Raw genomic sequence first — 17,574 nt, 5'->3', positions numbered from 1 at the left:
TGTGAATGATGAATCCTACATCTGGCCAATTGATGCTCAAACAAGCAGCAATGCATCCAAATCAATAATCTCGATCTCGCGTTGACCCTGTTGCAGGATCCAGCCCGCGGCTTGAAAATCTCCAAGCTTGCGGCTGATGGTTTCCGGTGTGGTGCCTAAATGGGAAGCGAGGTCTTTGCGGCTCATCGGCAGCTGGATCGTGCTCTGCTTTTGGGCTTCTACCTGACCTGAAAGATACATGGCAATTCTGGATTCCACGGTTTCGGTGGCGATTCGTGCCGCCTGTTTTTCGCTGGTAGCCAAACGGGAGGAAAACTCCGACAGCATTTTAAGCGCGATTTGCGGATATTTCAGCAAAAAGCTTTGCAGGGCTTCACGGCTCATTACGCATAGCTCCAAGGGCTCGAGGGATTCGGCGTAGGCTTCATGAAGCGATTCGGCGAACAGGGACAATTCCCCGGTGAATTCCCCCGGCCCGAGAATCCGCACAAGCTGCTCTTTGCCGTTGCCGGACAAGCGATAGATTTTCATGCTGCCTTTATGCACGATATATAGTCCCTCCGAAGGCTCGCCGGAGCGGTAGATCATCTGGCCGCGCGGATAAGAGACCGAGTGTGCGGCCTGGACGATTTCTTCAAGCTCGGCGTTACTCAGATGATTGAAGAGCGGGACGATCGAAATGCAGTATTTATTCGAGCCATGGTGATTACAGGTTTTTTCTTCACTCACTTTACTCATCCTCCCTTGTCATATATTAACCTATTTGTCCCGGTGCCGGTTGTGCATCTAATTGCTGTACCGTGCTCTTTTTCGAGTGGAACCGGTTGAGCCGGATGGCGTTGAGGATGACGAGCAACACGCTAAGCTCATGGATGAACATGCCGGAAGCCAGGAACACTTTTCCGAACAGAACTCCGGAGAGAAGTAGGGCTACGGTACCTACAGCCAAGAATGTGTTTTGTTTCATGTTGCGGACGGTGGATTTGGCAAGGGAATAAGCGTGTGAAAATTGGTCCAGAGAATCGGCCATCAGCACAACGTCGGCCGTTTCCATGGAGATGTCCGTGCCTCCTTCGCCCATGGCCAGACCGATATCGGCCGTGGCAATCGCGGGGGCATCGTTGATGCCGTCACCGGCCATGGCTACGCGATGGCCGGCGCTTTTCAATTCTTTAATGAAAGAGGCCTTGCCTTCCGGGAGCATTTCGGCGTGCGCCTCGTCCAGTCCAAGCCGGCGTCTCACCAATTCCGCTGCATGGCGGTTATCTCCGGTAAGCATAATCACCCTTCGTACGCCCGCTTTACGCAATTGCGTGATTGCCCGCTCCGCTTCCGGGCGGATTTGATCGGCGATGCAGATCATGCCGGCCAGTTTATCGTCAATCCCGATATAGATGACGGTATTCCCCAGTTTTTCGCGGTTAGCCGCATAAGCTTCATCTTCCATGGAAATGTGGATCCCTTCGGCTTCCATTTCTTTTCGGTTCCCGATGACGACGATATGCCCGCGGTTCACCGCCCGGATTCCTCTGCCCTTGGTCACGGTTGTCTGCTCCAACTGAGCTTCAAGCCGGAGATTCCTTTTTTGCGCTTCCTTCACGAGGGTAAGCCCCAGGGGATGTTCGGAGGCGGTCTCCACCTCGGCGGCCAAGCGGAGCAATTCGTCGGCATCTCCGGAAAAGTCACGGATATCCGTAATTTCCGGCCGCCCGCGCGTTAACGTTCCCGTCTTGTCGAAGACCGCGACGTCGATTTTCGCAAGGCTTTCCATGGCTTCCCCGCCCTTGATCAGTACGCCGTGCCTTGCGCCGTTTCCGATTCCGGATACGATGGACACCGGGGCGCCGATCACCAGTGCGCCGGGACAGGCGATGACCAGAAAAGTGATTGCCATGTCCAGTTTGCCGGTTAATAAGAATACGAGTATGGACAACGCTACGGCAGAGGGGGTATAAATCCGGGCAAAGCGGTCAAGAAATTTCTGGGTCTTGGACTTGGATTCCTGAGCTTCTTCCACGAGCTCGATCATTCTGGCAAACGCCGTATTTTCCCCGACCTTTTCCGCAATGACTTCAATGAACCCGTTGTCCACGATCGTACCGCAAAAAACAGGATCGCCAACCGATTTGGTTGCCGGAATGGGCTCTCCGGTGATTGCGGCTTCGTTCATGGCGGCTCCGCCCGCCGCGATGAAGCCGTCAACCGCGACCCGCTCTCCGGAGCGGATGACAACGCGGTCGCCTTCGGCAAGGTTTTGAACCGGAACAGTTATCATTTCCTTTTCCACTAGGATCGTAGCTTCAAGAGGAGCCAAATCAATCAGCGATTTCAGCGAAGAACGCGTCTTTTCCAGGGTACGGGACTCCAGAAAGGCTCCGAACAGAAATAAAAAGGTGACTGCGGAAGATTCTACGTATTCTCCAAGGTACAGGGCTCCGATCACGGCAATGATCACGAGAAGTTCGATGCTGAAGGCCCGCATGCGTAAGGCTTGGAATGCTTTGAGGGCAATCGGAAAACCGGCGATAACCGTTGCGGTCAGCAGCGCCGCTTGCCGCCATTCGTGTAAGCCCGAGAGATAAAGAGCGGAGGCGGCGAGAAGCAATAGTCCGGCGGCGGCTGTAATAAAAGAAGTTTGTCTGGCATTCATGCTTAACACCTCCTTTCTTCAAGAAACGTTTTGCGAAATGACGGGATATCCAAGACCGGAGATTACTTTTCTCAGCGCTTCCGGCTGTACCTTTTCCTCATGGTACTTGATGCGAACTTTGCCCGCATGAAACAGAACCTTTGCTTCGTCCACTCCGGCCGTGTTATTCAGCGCAGTTTCGATTTTTTTAATGCATGAGGGGCAGGAGAGGGGCTCCAGGCCAAACACCAGTTTTTTCATCGTTTTTATCCTCCAGTTTTGGATTGGCTTTCTTATTTGTTTAAAGCATAAGGCGAATTTGCTCAGGATACCTTGATCCCGCTCAAGTTTCAGAGAGGCTTCCAAACCTTTACACAATTTCTGGCATCTGTTTTATAATAAAACCATAGGGTTTTCCAAACGTTTACAAAGGTCGTTATGAAACTGCCATCTATGACGTAAGGCTCGGGTCGCGAGGCAATGAACGCCGGGCAAGAGCCAGTGCAGCAGGAGGGATGTTCATGGCTATTATTTTTACATATTTAAAAAAATACCGAATCGCCGCCATTTCGGCATTTTGCATGATGCTGATCGAGCTTGCCGTGGAATTGACGCAGCCGATGATCATTTCCAGGATCATTGATGATGGCATCCGGCAGCAGCAGCTTTCTGTCGCCTGGATATGGGGGGGCGTATTGTTGGCGAGCGCGATCGTGGCGTTCGCAGCGGGTATCACGAGTTCTTTTTTTGCGTCCCATGCCAGCCAGGGGTTCGGTTATGACCTGCGGGACAAGCTGTACGAGAAGGTGGAGAAATTCTCCTATCCCGTATTCAGCCGTTTCGCCACGTCTTCCTTGATTACGCGGCTGACGGGCGATATTACCCAGTTGCAGGATATGGTGTTCATGAGCTTGCGGTTTGCGACGCGTGTTCCGCTTGTCGTGCTAGGCAGTATCATTATGGCGCTGGTAGTCCATGTGAAGCTCGGGCTGATGCTGACCGTGCTTGTCCCGGTTTTGTTGGTGTTCGTGTTTTGGATGATCAAGATGACCTCGAAGGGGTTTCGGGCCGTTCAGCAACGGCTGGACAAGCTTAACGGCGTCATCCAGGAGAATTTGACGGGCATGCGGCTGATCCGTGTGTTTGTGCGCCGGGATCATGAGACAGGCCGCTTCGAAGAGCGGAGCAAAGAGCTGATGAACGGAACGGTTTCGGCGCTTCGGCTAGCCGAAACGACGATGCCGTTCGCTTTGCTGATTATGAATGCGGGCATTCTGGCCGTTCTCTGGTTCGGCCGGATCGACATCGCCGCCGGCAGCGCATCGGTCGGGGAAGTGGTCGCGGTGGCGAATTATTCGCTGCGAACCATCGGCGCATTATCGGCTCTCTCCTGGATCATGACCTCTTATTCCCGCGCCTCCGCTTCGGCGCAGCGGGTCGGGGAAGTGTTGAACACCGGGGACGCCGCAGCCGGAAACTTGAGCGGGAATAACCCGGACGGCAATACCGGCGTCAACATTGGCACTAACACCGGCACTAACACCAACACAAGCGCCAGCACCAAACTTTCGGGCCGGGTTGAATTTTCCGGGGTAGGATTCACTTATCCCGACAGCGATTTGGCCGTATTGCGGGATATCTCCTTTGCCGTTCAGGCAGGGCAAAGGGTGACGATTTTGGGTTCAACGGGTTCCGGGAAATCGTCGCTCGTTCAGCTCCTTCTCCGGTTGCAGGAACCGACGGCGGGAAGAATCTCGATCGATGGACAAGACATCGCCGAGTTGGAGAGCTCCCGGCTTCGGGAATCGATCGGCTACGTGCCGCAAGAGGTGATTCTGTTCTCCGGCACGGTGCGGGACAATATCGCCTGGGGACGGGAGGATGCGACGCTGGAGGAGATCAGGGAAGCCGCCCGGCAGGCGCAGATTCATGAGACGGTGAAGGCGCTGCCGCACGGTTACGATACGATGCTTGGCCAGCGCGGCGTCAACCTGTCCGGCGGCCAGAAACAGCGGCTCTCGATCGCCCGCGCGCTCGTAAGAAAGCCGTCCATCCTCATTCTGGACGACAGTACGAGCGCGCTGGATACCCGTACCGAGACCGCTCTGCTCCAAGCACTGGACACGCTGTCGTGCACCACCTTCCTGATCACGCAAAAAATCAGTGCCACGGTTTCGGCGGACCTTGTACTGCTGCTGGATGACGGGGAACTGATCGCCTCAGGCAAGCATGCCGAGCTGCTGGGAGATTCTCCGCTGTACCGGCGCATCGTCGAGTCCCAGCAGAGGGAGGTGGAGAAACATGTTTAAGGCACTGCTTGAGCCTTTCCGGCATCCGTATCCCCGGTCCGTGATCCATCAAGGGGGCGGAGCGGGACGTAAGACAAAAGCGAAAGCCAAGAACTGGTCCGGCACGCTGGGCCGGCTCTGGCAGTATCTCGCCCGGCGCAAAGCCAAGCTTACGTTGGTGCTTCTGATGGTCGTGTTCAGCTCGGGTTTGGCGCTGTTGGGACCTTATCTGTTGGGCGTGGCTGTCGACGATTATCTGGAGGGGAGCGGCGGCCGGCCGTGGTTGCTCTTTTTGACCGGCCTCGGCCTTGTTTATGCCGGTTCGTCGCTGATCAGCTGGCTGCAAAATATATGGATGATCGAAATTGCCCAGGAAACGGTATACCGCTTGCGGAGCGACTTGTTTTCCAAGCTTCACCGCCTGCCGATTCCTTTTTACGGGAAAAGGCAGCAGGGCGAAATCATGAGCCGGGTGACGAACGACATCGAGAACGTCAGCTCGACCTTGAACAGTTCGGCGATCCAGATTTTCTCCAGTGTCCTGACGCTGGCGGGTACGGTGACCGTGATGCTGTTGCTCAGCCCGCTGCTGACGCTGCTGACGTTTCTCGTCGTCCCGCTGATGGCGATCGGCATGCGCTGGATCACCCGGCGGACGGGGCCGCTGTATAAACAGCGGCAGCGCGATCTCGGCAACCTGAACGGCTATATAGAGGAGACGTTATCCGGACAGAGGATTATCAAGGCGTTTTCCCAGGAGGAGAGGGTCATTCGCGAGTTCAGGGAGCGCAATGACGCGATCCGGCAGTCCGGCTTCTGGGCGCAAACCATCTCCGGCTTCATTCCGAAGCTGATGAATGCGCTCAATAACCTCAGCTTCGCGCTCGTCGCCGGGATCGGCGGCGTGCTGGCTATCCGGGGCACGGTAACCATCGGGGTGATCATCGTGTTCGTCGAGTACGCCAGGCAGTTTACGCGGCCGCTGAACGACCTCGCGAACCAGTGGAATACGCTGCTTTCGGCGATTGCCGGGGCGGAGCGCGTATTTGAAGTGCTTGATGAGGAGGAGGAATCCGGGGATGAAGCGGAGGCCGTGGCCTTGCTGGAGGTAAAAGGCGCGGTCGCTTTTGAGAATGTTACGTTTTCCTATGAAAAAGAGGGCAAAGGCGAAGGCGACACGCTGGAGGATATCACGTTTATGGCCGAACCCGGTGAAATGGTTGCGCTCGTAGGGCCGACCGGAGCGGGGAAAACGACGCTGATCCAGCTGCTTTCCCGGTTTTACGACCCTGACAAGGGAACGATTACGCTCGATGGCCGCGATATTACCGTCATTACCCGGGACAGTCTGCGCAGCCACATGGCCTTCGTGCTTCAGGATTCATTTTTGTTTCAGGGGACGATCCGGGAAAATATCCGCTTCGGCAGACTGGATGCGACCGATGCTGAAGTGGAGGAGGCAGCCAAACTCGCCAATGCCCATTCTTTCATCACCCGTCTTGCGGACGGCTACGATAAAAAGCTTGGCGTGGGCGGCGACGGAATCAGCCAGGGCCAGAAGCAGTTGCTGGCGATTGCGCGGGCGATTTTGGCGGATCCGTCCATTCTGGTGCTCGACGAGGCGACCAGCAGCATCGATACGGTGACCGAGATCAAGATCCAGGAGGGACTGCAGCGGCTGATGCAGGGACGAACGAGTTTCGTGATCGCCCACCGGCTGAATACGATCCGGCAGGCCGACAAGATTTTGGTGCTTCGGGAAGGGCGGCTGATCGAGCAGGGAGACCATGACTCGCTGCTGAGGCAGGGCGGTTTTTATAGCGAGTTGTATCAAGGACATTTCGAGGATTCGGAAACCGGGCCGGGGAGGTAAGCCAATTGGACGTATTCGGAGCGCAGGGATATTTGCGAAGCATGGCTTTGCTTAGGGAGGAGGTCCCCTCTTTTAAGCGGTACCCGTTTGAATTGCCGGCGGTGGCCACCATGGAACGGCTGGATTTTCATCCCAAAGTAACGTATATCGTCGGGGAAAACGGGATGGGAAAATCGACGCTGCTGGAGGCGGTCGCCGTAGCCCTCGGGTTTAACCCGGAAGGGGGCACGCTGAACTTCACCTTTTCTACGGCGTCCACGCATTCGGAGTTGTATCGCTACCTCCGGCCGATCCGGGGGCCGCAGAAGCCCAGGGACGGTTTCTTTTTTCGAGCGGAGAGTTATTACAATCTGGCAACGGAGATCGATGCGATCGACCGGGAGCACCGGACGCTCAACCTCGGCACGCCGATCGTCGAATCCTACGGCGGGAAATCCTTGCATATGATGTCGCACGGGGAGTCTTTTTTTGCCACATTCATGAACCGTTTCGGCGGCAGGGGACTGTATATTCTGGACGAGCCGGAGGCGGCGCTGTCCCCGTTCCGGCAAATGGCGATGCTGGCGCGCATTCATGAACTGGTGGGCCAGCGCTCCCAATTCATCATATCGACGCACTCCCCGATTCTGATGGCTTACCCGGACAGCCTGATTTATCAGTTGACGCCCGAGGGCGTCCGCACGGTAAATTTGGAGGAGACGGATCATTTCGTGATCATGAAGGAATTCATGAATAACCGCGACAAAATGCTGCGGGAGCTGTTGGAGTAGGAGGAAGAGCAGGAAGAGCAGGGGGGCAAAAAATGAACCGGAAAACACTGAAAACAGGAAGGCCGGTACTGTTGGCTGTGATGGTTCTGCTGCTTTCGCTATTGTTCGTGCTGGGCGGATGCGACAGACATGAACCTGAGCCGGAGTTGACGACCCTACGACTGGATGAATTGTATTCCGGGGATATCGGAAATGTCGACTACATCGAAATCCGTAGCGGATCAACCGGGGAGCTAGTGAAAGTTTCGGATCCGGCAGTAATCGGGGATTGGATAAGCGAAGTACGTCACCTTGAGTTTGTCCCCGACCCTAATCAGGAAGACCGGGTGGGTTATTTGTATGCCGTCACTTTATACGAGCACGAGGAAGCGAAGCTGTCTTTTACTCCGGGCAGTACGAGCGGCCACTATTACATACACAATGATGAATTAGAGCTGAAGATCGAACAATTATTCGAAAGCATGAGGTGAGTTGACGATGAAAATGTATATGTTAAAGGTGATTAAATACGGTATCTGCCCGGTGCAGTTGCATTCCACTGATAACCGAATGTACCGGGCTTAAAGGTTGGCGTTATCAGGCGGCTGCACCTACTCTATCTTTTGCAAACGAAAAAGGGAGAGAGGGGTACAAATCTATGAATAACAAGATATTGAAAGAGGATTGGAAATCGGAAGAGGCGAAGGGGTTTCAGGGTTGGGACTTTTCTTATTTGAACGGTCGCATGGCGGAGGAGGCATTGCCTTGGGACTATAAAGAGGCTGTCTCAAAATACATGAGTGATCATACCATCATGCTGGATATGGGCACCGGCGGCGGTGAGTTTCTGTTATCCCTGTCGCCTCCGGGTGGGAGGACGTATGCAACAGAAGCTTACCTTCCCAACTATGACTTGTGCCGCGACAAGCTTCCGCCTTATGGCATAGAGGTTAAGCTGGTTGAGGATGACGATGATTTGCCGTTTGAAAGCAGTATGTTCGACCTCGTAATCAACCGGCATGAGGCGTTTACGGTGGAGGAAGTCTACCGGGTTTTGAAACCGGGAGGGATGTTTGTAACCCAGCAGGTGGGCGGGTTGAACAACCGTGAACTGTCGCGATTTTTGCTGGGCGGGGATGTGATGATCACCGATGCGGAATTCGACTTAGATCATAGTGTTCGAAAGTTGGAACAAGCCGGCTTTACGGTGTTGGAACAACGGGAGTGTTTTTCTGAGGTACAGTTTTTTGATATCGGTGCGTTGGTGTACTTTGCTAAAATCATCGAATGGGAGTTCCCCGGATTTTCGGTGGATCGTTGTTTCGGACAACTCTGCAAGCTGCAGGAAAGCTTGAACCAGGATGGATTTGTGACAAGCAGGGAGCATCGCTTTTTTATTTTAACGCGTAAATGATTGATGTGATGAAATTATATCTGTTTATATAGGAGGAAGACGTATGCCGTACTTCACGATATTTGCTTCGCGAAACGATACTAAGGATATCACGGCTCTAATTCTTGAGGTTTTCAGTGGCGGATTCAAGGTGAGTGGACCGTCCCGTGAAATGGTGATTCAGCCGAAGGGTTGGTTTAATAAAAACAAAATAACGATCCGGGTAGCCTCCGAGGACAGTGATCCGGATTATTTTGAGAACAATGTCCCGGGGATGATGGGGTTTTACCAGCGCATTCCGTTCGAGGATGAAGATTTGCAATACCGGGTCCTGACGCAGATTTCCGTTATCAATACGATGCTGGCGATCGAGACCGAGAAGGAATACAGCCAAGACTATCTGGAATTGTTTGTTGCATTGGCTGGAAAATTAAACGGGATCTGCTTTCTTCCCGACGGCATGCTTTTGGATGGGACGGGCAAGGTGATCGTAACGGCTGACGGAAAATCCGGTCCTTCCGATTTTAGACCCTATGCCTGCACGAAAAAGATCAGGGGAGAAGACAAATTCTCTCCCGAAGGCGGGCAAAGAAAGCAGAGAAGCATGGAATACCTGAAGGAACGGGAGGTTCCGTATCTTGAAACTTTACCGGAGCTTCCTCCTCTGGGAGAGCTGGCGGTGAAATCGCGGGAGCAGATCGCCCGCAGGGCGGTTGCCCTGCTGATCGTCATTCAATATGCCTGCGATGTGAATCAGGGTGAAGATTTGCAGGAATCCAAAGGGTTCGTGATGGATATGCTGGACAAATTCGGAGTGACGGATGAACTGACCGAATTTGAACGGGATCTGTTGGAGCAACCGGAGCCGGATCGTCGGGACGCCATCAATCTGGTGTGGCAATATGAAGCCTATTGGGGCCTCCTATGGGGGCTTGGTCTGCTGGAAGAGCTGGATTTTCCCGATGACACGTGTGATTGCGAATATGCGATAAACGTGGTGTCCAGCTGCGACTCCTTTGCCGAGTTTATGGATAAAACGTCAATGCGCCGTCCGGAGGACATTTTGGATGAAGCGGATAAAATCTACCGCCTCCACTGGGCGTGCGTCAACGCGCGGATTAAGGGCCAAGAAGCCCCGGCAGGCTTGAACGAAAGCGTCGTGCTCGAGCGCCGCCGGGCTTTGTTCTGGATGATTGGCTACCGGGATGAAGCCTGGAATGACATCAGCATGGATACGTAGACAAGGCGCAGCGGTGAGGTGCAGGGGCGGGATGTGCATTTAGGAAGGATTACGAGTGACACAGGGACCGGCACTGGCATACAAGAACACACCAACAGGCACGAGCACGGGTAGGTACGGATCGACACGCCCAGTAGGCACGTAGAACAGGCACTCAACAACACATCAACAGGCAGTACGTAGTACGGACACGCATCGATACGCCCAGCAAGGCATGTAGTACAGGCACATCGACACACCAACAAGTACGTGGTACGAAGGGCTAACCAAGAAGACATTGCGGCGGGAACGCGTGAACTTAACTGGAAAATCTACAGGTAATTTTCGTGTATTTAGCCGGAACTCATATTTAAATGGAAAACCTCCAGTTAATTCAGCGATTAATGGGCTTATGGGCCGAGTATCGCCTAAATAGCTGGAGGTTTTCCAGCTAATTTCGAAAAGATGAAGGAAAACGGCAAATTAACTGGAGGAAATCCAGTTAATTTAATCTGCAGTAGGTTGCAGTAGGTTGCAGTAGGTTGCAGTAGGTTGCAGTAGGTTGCAGTAGTCCGCAATAGTCCGCAATAATCCGCAGTAACTCCAAGTACTCCAAGTACTCCAAGTACTCCAAGTACTCCAAGTACTCCAAGTACTCCAAGTACTCCCCTTTAGCCTCCGTAGCCCCCGTACTCTCCGGTGCCCTTGATAACCCCCGGTAGCCTCCGATCTCCCAAAAGTAGCCCATTAATCCCACTTTAATCAGCTTTAGACAACCACGCGCTCACAAAGGCGGGTTAAAGGTTATTGATCATCATCGCCTACAAGTTCTGTCCGCTGTCCACGGTGATGATTTGGCCGGTCATCGCCTCTTGCTCCAGGGCGGCGCACACCATGCGGGCGATATCCTCGGGTGCGGCGATGCGCTGTAGGAGCAGGTGCGGGGCAAGCTGATGCATTTGTTCCTCTTTGCCTTCCCACCAGCGGGTGGCCACCGCTCCGGGCACGATGCAGTTAACCGTGATATCCGGGGCTAAAGCCCGGGCCAGCGATTTGGTCAAGCCGTGAACCGCGGCTTTGGATACGGCATAAGGTAGCGAGGAGCCCGATCCGGTTAGGCCTGCTATACTGCCAAGGTTGACGATGGCTCCGGTCTTGTTTTTCATCATCCAGGGAGCCGCAGCCCGCGCGCAGAAAAACATCCCCTTTACATTCACAGCGTAAAGATCATCCCATACGGCCTCATTTGCACCCTCCAGATCGTTCAGTGGAATATGCTTAGTGATTCCGGCATTATTCACCAGCAAATCAATCGACCCGAATCGTGCGGCCAATTGATCGGCCATATTCCGGACTTCCGCCTCATTGGCGACATTAGCTTGGATGGCGACGGCGCGGCCCCCCTGGCTGACAATCGTTCGAACTGTATCTTCCGCCTCGTCCTTGGAGCGGGAATAATTGACCCCTACGGCAGCACCGCGTTCAGCCAACGCCAAACTAATCGCCCGGCCGATTCCTGTTCCGCCCCCGGTGACAAGCACTACTTTATTGTTCAGGTTCATGGATAAACCTCCTCGTAATCTGTGTGATACAACGTATTTTATCTTTCTATCAATTATTTGTATAATTGAATTAAATGATTAAACAGTTCGAAAATATTGAATTTGAAATCCGGTGATAAAAGTATGGATATGAAAAACTTGAAGACGTTCCACTTGATCGTAAAATACGGAAGCTTTATACGGGCCGCCGAAGAAATGAACTATGCGCAGTCCACGGTCACGATGCAGATGCAGAGGCTTGAATCCGAACTGGGCGTGGAACTGCTCGAACGAGGCAAAACCATCGCGCTAACAGAGGCGGGGCGACTGTTTTACGGGCAAAGTTTGCAAATCGTGAACAGGCTGGAGCAATTGAAAAGCAATCTGGCGGATATTCAGTCGGGCGAAGCGGGGCATGTTCGCCTCGGCGTGACGGAGCCGACCGCAAGCTACCGCTTGCCGGGATTATTGGGCCGTTTCCAAGCCATGTTTCCGAAAATAAAACTGTCCGTGGACATTGGAAGCAGCGTGAATATGAGCGAGCAGATCCTTAAAGGGGAATTGGGTTTTGCGCTTTGTTCGGCCCCTGATCTCACAACCGGGCTATATTTCGAGCCGCTGTTTCAAGAAAAGTTCGTCGTCCTCCTACCTGAAGACCATGTTCTGGCCAGCCGGTCAACCCTGGCTCCGGCCGACTTTCAGGGCCATCGCTTGCTTATCACATCGGCCGCTTGCCCGTACCGCAGAAAACTGGAAATGGCGCTCAAGGAAGCGGCGGTTACTCCGCTGGATACGATGGAAATCGGCGGTATGACGGCGCTCCAGTATTATGTTGCTGCGGGACTGGGAATCGCGCTTGTTCCTGAAATCGGTCTGAGCCTAGTTCCTGCCGGAACCACGGCACGACAAATGGATGTGCCGATCAATATGAGCATCGGTCTTTTAAGCAGGGGGCCGGAAGCCCCGTTGACCCTGACGGCAGCCAAAGTCTATCGGTTTTTGCAGCAGGAGTTGGAGTTAGGCGGTATTGGGCACCGTTAGATATCGGCACGCCAGTAATTATCAATGAAGCGGATTCGGACAACATGGCGCATCCGCTGACAGGCAGGAATGTTCATTCCCCGGTACACTGAGTTTGAAAGGAGATGAGTATAATGGAAACACTGAGGTTGTTGCGTGACGCCATCGACTATATCGAAGCGCATTTGCAGAGTGAAATCGAGATCGATGATGTGGCCAAGACGGCGCTGTCCTCGAGATATCATTTTCAGCGCATGTTCCATGCCCTGACCGGTTTTACCGTAACCGAGTACATCCGGAACCGGCGGCTGACGCTGGCTGCGGAGGAGTTGGCTGGAGGCGACCGCAAGGTGATCGATACCGCGCTGAAATATGGCTATGACAGCCCGGAGGCGTTCACCAAAGCATTTACCCGGCTGCATGGCGTATCGCCGTCCATAGCCAGGAAAAAAGACGTGAAGCTGAAGTCGTTTCCGCCGCTCTCTTTTCAAATTCAAATTAGAGGGGTAACGGAAATGAACTACCGCATTACGGAGGAAAAGGGCTGTACCGTCATCGGCAAGGAGGTTATCGTTCACAGCGATCCTCAAGAAGAAGTGCCGCGGTTTGTGGAGCAAATTTGGAAGGACGGCACGCATGACGCGATCAATGAGGCTGTCGGCAGGGAAGCGGGTTCGCTGCTTTTCGGTTACCATTACGATTTCGGCGAAGACGGAGGCAAACGTTACTTAATGGGCTGCGAGCTACCCGGGGACCGTGAAGTTCCCAACGGCCTCACCGTTTTGGAGCTGCCGCAGCAAACATATGCGGTCTTTGAAGGTTACGAGGCGATCACGGAAGATATTGAGATCGGAACTGGGATTATAGACGTATGGAAACGAATTTATGCCGAATGGTTTCCCTCGGCCAATTTCGAGCAGGCAGAGGGACCGTGCATCGAAAAATACTACTGGCTGGACGAACGACAAGTGGATTCAAAGAGCGAGGTCTGGATTCCGGTCAGAAGAAAAGGCTAACCATAAAAAAATCGCTATCCTCCATGGTGACGCAAGGCGCCGGAGAATAGCGATATTTTTTAGTTTACAGATCGTCGAACCCGTTATCGTCGCCGACTTTGCCGTAGTTGCGGGATTTGGCCTCGAAGAAGTCGGTCTTCGTCGCGTTGAGTGCTTCGTCGGAGAACGGCTTGATCCACGGCATGCAGTTGACGTCGACGCCTTGGTAGCCTTTTTCCAGACCCATCAAGGTGAGGCGTTTATTGGCAATGTATTTGATGTAGTCGGACAGCTCGTTCAGATCGATGCCGCGAACCTCTTTCAGCGTATAATGGGCCCAGTTCGTTTCCAACTCAACGGCACGGTCGATGGTGCGGTATACATAGTCGATATTCTCTTTGGTGTTCAGCTCCGGATAGTCGATCAGCAACTGCTTGAACACTTCGGCGAAGAAGTAGCAGTGCTGGTTCTCGTCGCGTTGAATGTAGGAGATCATTTGACTCGTGCCCATCATTTTTTGGTCGCGGGCCAGGTTGTAGAAGAAAGCAAATGTACTGTAGAAGAAAATGCCTTCCAGGATGAGATCCGCCACTAGCGCCTCGAAAAAGGATTGCGGAGTAGCATCGTCGCGGAAGTTTTGATAGATGTCGGAAATGAACTTGTTGCGTTCCAGCAGTACCGGGTCATGCTTCCAGTATTCGAATATCTCCTTTTGCTCTTGATCGGAAACGATGGAGGAGAGCACGTAGGAATACGACTGGTTGTGCACGACTTCTTGCTGCCCGATAATCGCCGAAATGGCCTCCAGCGAGGAGTCGGTAAAGTACCGCTTCACGTCGCCGACGAACATCGTCTGCATCGAATCCAGTACCGCGAGCAGCGAGATGTTGATTTTAAAGGTGCGCTGTTCCTCGGAATCAAGCTGGACGAACTGCTGGGCATCCTTGTTCATCGGAATTTCGTCGGCGATCCAGTGGTTGAGGAGCAGTACTTTGTACAGTTTATACATATGCGGCATACGGATGTCGTTCCAGTTCAGAATCCCAGAGCACTCGCCGCCAATGATCCGTGTAGATTTATTCGGTGCCTCCGTGTTAAAAATCGTTTGCAGTTGCATGGATTTCATCTCCTTGATTAATCAGTCGTAGTCCGTTCGTGCAGTACGATCGGCCGGCTGGCCGATTGTGCTAGGTGTGGAAGTGTGTGTTCGAAGACACTAAGCGATAAGCACCCGCTCGTTATATCCGCAATAGCGGACTTTCAGGGCCTTATTGGCCCCAATTTAGTAACTTTCATCCCAATAGCGGACTTTCGGGGCGCTATTTCGGCGAAAAAGGGGATAGCGTTCACAAAGGCCTCTCTCAGCCAGAATAGCGCCCTAAAAGTCCGCTATTCTGGTCAAAATCGTTCAGGCCAGGGAAATAGCGCCCTAAAAGTCCGCTATTTCTGGCGCAAGGAGCAGCAGGTGTTGAAATAGCACCGAGTCGGAATTTACGAAGCGCAGGACTCGCACTCTTCAATGGTCAATGCCCGGCTGCGCACATAGTAGGTCGATTTCAGGCCGGCCTTCCAGGCGTGCAAATGGAGTTCCAGGAACTCGCTTGCTTTGATGTCCGGGCGCACATAGAAGTTGAAGCTTTGCGCCTGGTCCACGTGACGTTGGCGAGCCGACGCCATGTTAATGGACGCATGCTGGTCGACCAGGAATGCCGTCTTGTAGTACCAAATCGTTTTCTCGGACAGATCCGGTGCCGGGTTGGCGATTTTGTACGTCGTTTTCTCTTCATAAGAGAGCAGCTCATAGAGCGGGTCAATACTAGCGGTAGAACCGGCGATGATCGAGGTCGAGCCGTTCGGCGCGATCGCGAACATCCAGGCGTTGCGGACGCCGTTCTTGCTGACTTGTTCGGCAAGTTCTTTCCATTGTTCCGTCGTTACGAATTTGCCCTCGCGGGAGCCGTCCGTGTATCCGCGATAAGTGAAGTACTGCCCGTTCTCCCAGTCGGAGCCGGCGAACTTCGGATAGCGGCCCTTTTCGATGGCCAGTTCCATGCTGGATTTGACCAGCAGGTAGTTGATCTTCTCGTAAAGCGCATCGTTATAGGCGACGGCTTCGTCGGATTCCCAACGGATGCCTTCGAGCGCGAGCAGGTGGTGCAAGCCGAACGTGCCAAGGCCGATGGCCCGGTACTGGCTGTTCGTATACTGCGCTTGCAGGACTTCGATATTGTTGATGTCGATGACGTTGTCGAGCATGCGCGTCTGGATCGGCACAAGCCGGTCGAGTACGCCGGCCGGTACGGCCCGGGCCAGATGGATCGAGTTCAGGTTGCAGACCACGAAATCGCCGGGGATTTTCGAGACGACGATCCGGGTTTGTCCGTCCTTCGTCACGAGTTCTTCTTGCTCGACCACGGTCGGCGACTGGTTCTGCATAATTTCCGTGCACAGGTTGGACGAGTAGATCATGCCGTGCGCCCGGTTCGGGTTGGCGCGGTTGACCGTATCGCGGTAGAACATGTACGGCGTTCCCGTCTCCAGCTGCGATTTCATGATCCGTTTCATGATATCGATCGCCGGCATCGTGATGCGGGACAAGGTCGGGTGATTGACCGCTTCGGCATATTTTTCGCGGAACTGGCCATTGCCGAATTCGTTATCATAAAAGTCTTCCAGGCCGAGCGGACGGCCGCTTGCATCTTTCCAGCCCATCGTTTTCTTCACTTCGTGCGGGCAGAACAGATTCCATTCGCCGCGCGCTTCTACGGCTTCCATGAACAAGTCCGGCAGGCAGACGCCGTGGAACACGTCATGGGCGCGCATCCGCTCGTCGCCGTTGTTCAGCTTAAGGTCGAGGAAGGCGAGAATGTCTTTATGAAACACGTCCAGGTAAACGGCGATCGCGCCTTTGCGCGTGCCGAGCTGGTCGACGCTGACGGCCGTGTTGTTCAGCTGGCGAATCCACGGGATGACGCCGGAGCTGGTATTTTTGTGGCCGCGGATATCGGAGCCGCGGGCGCGCACTTTGCCGAGGTAGACGCCGATCCCGCCGCCCATTTTGCTGAGCCGGGCCACGTCGGTATTGGAGTCGAAAATGCCTTCCAGCGAGTCGTCCACCGTATCGATGAAGCAGCTGGAGAGCTGGCCGGCGACTTTTTTGCCCGCATTGGACATCGTCGGGGTGGCAGCCGTCATATAGATATTGCTCATCGCCCAATAAGCTTCCTTAACGAGCTCAAGGCGAGTTTCCGCAGGCTCCCGGTGCATGAGGTACATGGCGATGACCATATAACGTTCTTGCGGGAGCTCCATGATCCGGCCTTCGAAATCGGTCGCCAAATAGCGCTCGGTCAAAGTCAGAAGGCCGATGTAGTCAAACAGCAGGTCGCGGGAAGGATCGATGCATTGGCCCAATTCCTCGATTTGCTCCTTGGTGTAGTACTCCAGCAATTCCTCGCGGTAGATGCCGATTTTGCACAAATCGGTGATCAGATGATAGAACGAACCGTAAGGTTCTTCCGGATAGGCTTTGTAGCGGCGGTTGACGGCCGCTTTTTTGTAGAGGGAGGTCAGCAAAGAACGTGCTGCCGCAAACTTCCAGTCCGGCTCTTCTTTCGTGACGAGTTCTAGCGCCGACATCGTGAATGCGCTGCTGATTTCCTCTCCGGTTACTTCGTCGCGTCTAAGCTTGGCGTTTACGCCGCGCAGCAGGCGCTCCTTGTCCAGTGTATGTAATCCGTCCAGAATGCGATCGGCGTAAACGCCGAGACGATCGTTATCGAACGCAAGTTGACGGTTGTTAGGCTTGGTGACGAGTTGTGGCATGTAGAATTCCTCGCTTTCATGGCATGGGATGTGATGGACCGG

The 17,574-nt window shown here is 53.8% G+C and carries 15 protein-coding genes; 8 read left to right on the top strand and 7 right to left on the bottom strand.

Annotated elements, in window-relative coordinates:
• Positions 1 to 36: 36 nt before the first annotated feature.
• Genes ACLB09_RS16980 through ACLB09_RS16970 form a run of 3 tightly spaced genes read right to left on the bottom strand, consistent with a single transcriptional unit; the run spans position 37 to position 2,890 of the window.
• A complete protein-coding gene (locus ACLB09_RS16980) occupies positions 37 to 738 on the bottom strand; it encodes a Crp/Fnr family transcriptional regulator (RefSeq protein WP_410771045.1) in 702 nt (233 codons plus the stop codon).
• Between the two features lie 16 nt (positions 739 to 754).
• Positions 755 to 2,650 carry a heavy metal translocating P-type ATPase gene (locus tag ACLB09_RS16975; RefSeq protein WP_410771044.1) on the bottom strand — a complete coding sequence of 632 codons (1,896 nt, stop codon included), beginning with the start codon at positions 2,648 to 2,650 and terminating at the stop codon, positions 755 to 757.
• Positions 2,651 to 2,668: 18 nt separating this feature from the next.
• Complete coding sequence (locus tag ACLB09_RS16970) at positions 2,669 to 2,890, bottom strand: heavy-metal-associated domain-containing protein (RefSeq protein WP_410771043.1); 222 nt, start codon at positions 2,888 to 2,890, stop codon at positions 2,669 to 2,671.
• Between the two features lie 260 nt (positions 2,891 to 3,150).
• Between ACLB09_RS16970 and ACLB09_RS16965 the strand changes: the two genes are divergently transcribed.
• From ACLB09_RS16965 to ACLB09_RS16940, 6 genes are all read left to right on the top strand, one after another.
• Positions 3,151 to 4,938, top strand: coding sequence for an ABC transporter ATP-binding protein (locus tag ACLB09_RS16965; RefSeq protein WP_410771042.1), 1,788 nt, complete (start codon positions 3,151 to 3,153; stop codon positions 4,936 to 4,938).
• On the top strand, positions 4,931 to 6,790 hold the full coding sequence (locus tag ACLB09_RS16960; RefSeq protein ID WP_410771041.1) for an ABC transporter ATP-binding protein: 1,860 nt from the start codon (positions 4,931 to 4,933) through the stop codon (positions 6,788 to 6,790). The genes ACLB09_RS16965 and ACLB09_RS16960 overlap by 8 nt, the downstream gene beginning before the upstream one ends.
• A gap of 41 nt (positions 6,791 to 6,831) precedes the next feature.
• Positions 6,832 to 7,560, top strand: coding sequence for an AAA family ATPase (locus tag ACLB09_RS16955; RefSeq protein ID WP_410771399.1), 729 nt, complete (start codon positions 6,832 to 6,834; stop codon positions 7,558 to 7,560).
• A gap of 32 nt (positions 7,561 to 7,592) precedes the next feature.
• A complete protein-coding gene (locus ACLB09_RS16950; protein ID WP_410771040.1) occupies positions 7,593 to 8,030 on the top strand; it encodes a hypothetical protein in 438 nt (145 codons plus the stop codon).
• 167 nt (positions 8,031 to 8,197) lie between these two features.
• On the top strand, positions 8,198 to 8,953 hold the full coding sequence (locus ACLB09_RS16945; RefSeq protein WP_410771039.1) for a class I SAM-dependent methyltransferase: 756 nt from the start codon (positions 8,198 to 8,200) through the stop codon (positions 8,951 to 8,953).
• A 43-nt stretch (positions 8,954 to 8,996) separates the two neighbouring features.
• Entirely contained in the window at positions 8,997 to 10,172 is a 1,176-nt protein-coding gene (locus tag ACLB09_RS16940) for a DUF4272 domain-containing protein (protein ID WP_410771038.1), read from the top strand.
• Between the two features lie 481 nt (positions 10,173 to 10,653).
• Here ACLB09_RS16940 and ACLB09_RS16935 read toward each other — a convergent pair whose 3' ends face one another.
• Positions 10,654 to 10,899 (bottom strand): hypothetical protein, encoded by a 246-nt coding sequence (locus ACLB09_RS16935; RefSeq protein ID WP_410771037.1) that lies wholly within the window; start codon positions 10,897 to 10,899, stop codon positions 10,654 to 10,656.
• Between the two features lie 73 nt (positions 10,900 to 10,972).
• Positions 10,973 to 11,713 carry an SDR family NAD(P)-dependent oxidoreductase gene (locus ACLB09_RS16930; protein ID WP_410771036.1) on the bottom strand — a complete coding sequence of 247 codons (741 nt, stop codon included), beginning with the start codon at positions 11,711 to 11,713 and terminating at the stop codon, positions 10,973 to 10,975.
• A 123-nt stretch (positions 11,714 to 11,836) separates the two neighbouring features.
• Here ACLB09_RS16930 and ACLB09_RS16925 point away from each other — a divergent pair, with 123 nt between their 5' ends.
• Both ACLB09_RS16925 and ACLB09_RS16920 read left to right on the top strand, forming a co-directional pair.
• Complete coding sequence (locus ACLB09_RS16925; RefSeq protein WP_410771035.1) at positions 11,837 to 12,733, top strand: LysR family transcriptional regulator; 897 nt, start codon at positions 11,837 to 11,839, stop codon at positions 12,731 to 12,733.
• Positions 12,734 to 12,846: 113 nt separating this feature from the next.
• Positions 12,847 to 13,728 (top strand): AraC family transcriptional regulator, encoded by an 882-nt coding sequence (locus ACLB09_RS16920; RefSeq protein ID WP_410771034.1) that lies wholly within the window; start codon positions 12,847 to 12,849, stop codon positions 13,726 to 13,728.
• A gap of 64 nt (positions 13,729 to 13,792) precedes the next feature.
• Here ACLB09_RS16920 and ACLB09_RS16915 read toward each other — a convergent pair whose 3' ends face one another.
• Together ACLB09_RS16915 and ACLB09_RS16910 are read right to left on the bottom strand one after the other, a co-directional pair.
• Positions 13,793 to 14,824 (bottom strand): ribonucleotide-diphosphate reductase subunit beta, encoded by a 1,032-nt coding sequence (locus tag ACLB09_RS16915; RefSeq protein ID WP_114497587.1) that lies wholly within the window; start codon positions 14,822 to 14,824, stop codon positions 13,793 to 13,795.
• Between the two features lie 374 nt (positions 14,825 to 15,198).
• Positions 15,199 to 17,532 (bottom strand): ribonucleoside-diphosphate reductase subunit alpha, encoded by a 2,334-nt coding sequence (locus tag ACLB09_RS16910; protein WP_410771033.1) that lies wholly within the window; start codon positions 17,530 to 17,532, stop codon positions 15,199 to 15,201.
• Positions 17,533 to 17,574: the final 42 nt, after the last annotated feature.

Source organism: Fontibacillus forbon (assembly GCF_046559655.1).
Lineage (GTDB): Bacteria > Bacillota > Bacilli > Paenibacillales > Paenibacillaceae > Fontibacillus.
Note: the sequence above shows the minus strand (reverse complement) of the source record. Positions and strands in the feature narration are given on the sequence as shown.